The sequence below is a fragment of the Methylomonas rivi genome (assembly GCF_024505165.1).
GTDB lineage: Bacteria > Pseudomonadota > Gammaproteobacteria > Methylococcales > Methylomonadaceae > Methylomonas > Methylomonas rivi.
In genome coordinates this window covers 1-4,352 of sequence record NZ_JANIBK010000221.1, presented here as the reverse complement: position 1 = coordinate 4,352, position 4,352 = coordinate 1, and the positions used below count along the sequence as shown (strand labels likewise).

Annotated in this window: 3 protein-coding genes and 1 pseudogene; 2 read left to right on the top strand and 2 right to left on the bottom strand. The window is 55.5% G+C overall.

The genetic code is table 11. The features are described 5' to 3' along the window. Window positions 1-283 precede the first annotated feature (283 nt). Together NP596_RS20090 and NP596_RS20085 are read right to left on the bottom strand one after the other, a co-directional pair. A complete protein-coding gene (locus NP596_RS20090; protein WP_256617174.1) occupies window positions 284-1,534 on the bottom strand; it encodes an autotransporter outer membrane beta-barrel domain-containing protein in 1,251 nt (416 codons plus the stop codon). Between the two features lie 87 nt (window positions 1,535-1,621). Further along, window positions 1,622-3,268: a serine/threonine-protein kinase gene (locus NP596_RS20085; protein ID WP_256617173.1), complete on the bottom strand. Its 1,647-nt coding sequence runs from the start codon at window positions 3,266-3,268 to the stop codon at window positions 1,622-1,624. A gap of 204 nt (window positions 3,269-3,472) precedes the next feature. Here NP596_RS20085 and tssJ point away from each other — a divergent pair, with 204 nt between their 5' ends. After that, window positions 3,473-3,946, top strand: a complete 474-nt coding sequence (tssJ, locus tag NP596_RS20080) for a type VI secretion system lipoprotein TssJ (RefSeq protein ID WP_256617172.1) — start codon at window positions 3,473-3,475, stop codon at window positions 3,944-3,946. After that, window positions 3,943-4,352, top strand: a pseudogene (locus NP596_RS20075) (alpha/beta hydrolase); the annotation flags it as partial. The gene tssJ and the pseudogene NP596_RS20075, both read left to right, overlap by 4 nt.

Genomic DNA, 4,352 nt, shown 5'->3' with positions numbered 1-4,352 from the left:
ACAGGATATGCTGCCAATGCCCTCAAGCTTGGCTACACAGACTCCATACCGCGTAGCGGTTTAGTCCATTGGCCGTTCGCTGCCTGCGCTCTTCCTGAAATTTTAGCGGTACGAATGTCCGGTAGAGGCTGTCGTAAAAGGTGGATTTGCTGTTTCCCACAGTCTTCCGTGGGAATTCATACCGTAACCGTACCTTCCCACGCAGGAGCGTGGGAACGAGAAGATGTTTTTTACGCATAAAAAAAGGGCGCGTGGCGCCCTTTTTGTTGTTTGCGAGTAGCGCTTAAAATTCCAGTCTGGCGCCCAGCATTAATTTATTGCTGTTGATGCTGGTATAGCCTTGCAGGGTTTCATAGGCCAAAAATGCCGACACGCCGCCGGCGAACACGCTGGAAACTTCCGCGCCGAAGGTGTAGTAATCGCGGCTGGGGCCTTCGCTGGTTATCGCAAAAGTTTGGTTAAGCGGGTCGTTAATGAAACCGGCCTGGATTTGGCGTTGGCCGTCCTTGAACTGGTGGTGCCATTCGCCGCGCAGCTGCGGTATCAAGACGCCCCAGGGAAAGCTGATCGCATAGGCGGTTTGTATGCCGACGGTCGAGGTTAACGATTCTATGCTTTGTTTGCCGAATCTCACCGCGTAAAGGCTGCCGGATTCGCTGTAACCGTCGATATCCAGGTTCATGTATTCGCCGCGGGCATAGGGGGCGATAGTCAAGGCCTGGAAATTAAAATCGTAACCGCCGCCCCAGCTGAATGCGTATTGGCCGCCGTTGGGCGAGGCCTTGGCCACGGAGGATTGACCGTTGACCGTGATATTGCGGCTAGTGTCGTAGTTAAAGCCGCCGTAGGATGCCGTGGCTTCCACGTGCGCCTCATCGGTGATGTTGTACGCGGTATAGAGCGCGCCGGTATAGCTGTCGTTAGCGGTCTCGCCGCGTCCGGCATTAAAGCTGGCGTTATTGTGCCGATAGGCGAAGGAGCCGCCCGCCACCCAATTGTCTTTCAGGCGGTAATCGGCGCCGAACACGAAGTTGTGGTTGTCGAACTTGAATCCGGGCTGGGTAAAGGTATTGGCTAGCGAACCGAAGTCGCTGTCGACTTTGCTCCAAAAGTTCAAGCGCGGAATTTCGATATCGCCTGATCCGCCGCCCAGATGTTTTTTTTGATTTAAACCGAAATAATTGGCGGGCTGAGTGACTTTGCCGCCGTTAAGCCGGGTCGCCATCGAGCCCATGGAAAGAATCTGGTCCGGAGTGACACTTTGCAGGTTTTCCGACGAGTAACTGGTGCTGCATATCGACGGAACTTCGCTGGGGTCTATGGATTCGCCCGATACCAAGTCGTCATAGATAGTAAAGCAGTTGTTTAGTACCGCTCCGGCAGCCTGCTGATTAGGATTGACGCTTTCGGCTAAAACCGATCCGCCAAAAAACAGCGCGCCTAAGCCTATGAGTATTTGCCGAGTTGCATAACATGCCTTGACCCGGTTCGCTGGCAATGTTGCGATTGCTGATGAGCGGATGGTTTGCCGCATGATGAACTCCAAATAACTATTCGATAATGGTTAAATTATAGAGCAAGTTCACGGTAATGCCGATTGAAATAATATAGGCGTTCGAAATTACAGGTTGGAACGGAGTTTTTCTTGCAAGTTCAGTAAGCCTTTATGGGTAGGATACGCCTCCAAGCCGTCCTGAACCCTTTTCAACGCCGTCGAGCGGTCGTTTCTTTCATAAGCTTCCCAGGCTTGCTGTTCCAAGGTGTCGGCGATGCCGATGATGCCGTTGGTGGCGGCTTTATTGTACGGGTCGATTTTCAGCACTTCCCGGTAAGCCCATAAGGCGTTGCTGCCGGTGGGGGCCGTCAGGTAGCCGACATCGGCATGGATACCGGCCAATTCCAGCAGGTCCTTGATTTTTTGTTGTTGCTCCGGCGACAGTTGTACGTTGACCTTGGGCGTTTCGACTACCTTGGGCGGGGCGATCATGCTCAAATAGATGTTGGCGGCAAACAAGCCGAAAGCGAAAATCCCCGTGCCCCATAGACCGTAAAATACCGTCGTGCGCGGCCCCAAGGCGGACAAAAACGCATCCACGGTCTTGGTGCGCTGGGCTTGCTCGAAAGCCAGCGCTTTCTGCAAACCCTTGAATTGCCGGCGGGATAATTTGGCAATCGGTTTGACCTGTAAATTCACTTCCTGGGCTTTTTCGGCGGACAAGCGTCCGAAAGGATGCTTGCCGGTCAACAGCTCGTAACTGACGCAAGCCAGGGCGTAAATGTCGTCGCGCGGATCCGGATCGCTGCTTTGCAATTGTTCCAACGAGGCGTAAGCGGGGGTGTAAGCGCCCAGGGATCGGGCATTGAAGACCGTGGCGTCCTGATGGTCTTTATCGCCGCGGCCGATGGCGCAGGCGATGCCGAAATCCAGCACCCTGACCTCGCCGCTCTCGTCGATAAACACGTTGCCGGGTTTGAAATCGGAATGCACGATATTCTTGTTATGCGCGTGCCGCAAAGCGTCCGCCATGGCGTGAATGATAGGCCAAGCCTGTTTAAACGGCATGCCTTCCGGAAATTCCTTGATTAGATGGCTAAGCGGTTTGCCCTGCAAATATTCCATGGACATGAACACATGGCCGCCGTCCCGGTCGAAATCGTAAACCTTGATAATGTTTGGATGAGACAGGGTTTGCGCGCGCTTGGTTTCGCGTTGTAGCGACACCAGCGCCATGGGGTTGGCCTGAAAATCCTGGTTCAGCACTTTCAACGCTACATAGGGTTCCTTGTCCTGCGCCTCGATTTTGCGCAAATCGGTGGCCTTGAACACCATGCCCATGCCGCCCACGCCCAGCAGCTGTTGCAGCACGAAACGGTTTTTCAATGTGCTGCCGACCGTTAACTCCTCGTGAGGGTGGGATTCCCGCAAACCGTTCAGCAACGATTCCGTGTCCATGACGGTGGGCGGCGCGGCGGCGGTGTGCGGATCCTGCATAACGGTGGCTTCCTCGCTGCTCGGGGCGAGGGGAGGCTTTGCGGTTACCGGTTTTGCGGATGGAGCGATTTGGGTTCTGTCGTTGAGTTCCGCGTCCAGTGCGGCAAAAGTTTGCGGCGACAGGCGCCCGGCCCGGAATTCGGCGTTCAAGCAGCGTTTTGCTTCCGCAACCTGGGGTTCGGATGTCTGCCCCGTCCGGCGGGCGATTTGCAATAATTCGTCAAAACTAATGCTCGACAGCTGAAAAGCTTTTAATGCTTGGTCAAATGAGTTCATGATGCCGCGGAATGATGGTGTTTGGTTGATTTTAGCCGAAACCCGGGGTTGCTGTCGTCTCGGCGAACTTCGGCCAGGCTGGTTTGCCGTTACCGGCCGTGAAAATCCGCAGCTTTGCGCCGGTGCCGAATTGCCCGGTTGGCGAATCGGCGCTGGCTGGTTCAAAATGGTGCCGGTAACTCTCAACTCGATAAGGACATAACCATGAAACGACTTGTATTTTTAGTATTGCTGACCGCTTTGCTGCCGGGTTGCGCCGGCGACCCGCCGGTTCAGCCGCCTCCGCCGCCGCCGACCATCGTGAACTTACAAATAGAGACCTCCGCCGATCTGAATGCCGACATCAATGGCAATGGCGCGCCGGTCATGCTGCGGATCTACGAATTGCGCGAACAAAGCAACTTCAATTCCGCCGATTTTTTCGCCATATTTAACGACGAAAAAGCCACGCTGGCGGCCGATTTGGCGCGCAAACAAGAGCTGCTGCTACAACCGGGCGAAAGCAAAAGCCTGACGCTAAACCCGGCTGACGATGTGCAAACCATCGGCTTGTTTGCCGGTTTTCGGCAACTGGATAGCGCGCAGTGGCGGGCGGTGGCGAGCGTAAAGGCTCACCAAACTCAAACCGTGAACATCGGTCTGAAAAATAACCAACTAACGGCGGAAACCGCCAATTGATAGGGTTTGTCCGCCGATTGGGCTGGTTATGCTGTTTATCGGCCGTTACCGCTTGCAGTTCGCCCGCGGCAAAACTGTATGCGCAGGCCGAACAGTTAAACTTGCAAACGCTGGAATTGCCGGGCGGGCCTTATCGGCTGGCGGCTTTTTACAAGCCTGGCCAGGCGGGCGATCTAACCTTGCATGTCTATCTGGAAGGGGACGGCCGGCCGTGGCAGCAGGGCCGATGGCCGGCGGCCGACCCTACCACGCGTTCATCGCTGATGTTGCCGTTATTGGCTCTGGATACAAAGCCGGCACTGTATCTGGGCCGGCCGTGTTACAACGGCCGCGCGGCGGACCCGGGTTGCGAAGCCAAGTTGTGGACCTCCGCGCGATACGGCGAAGCGGTGGTCGGCGCCATGGC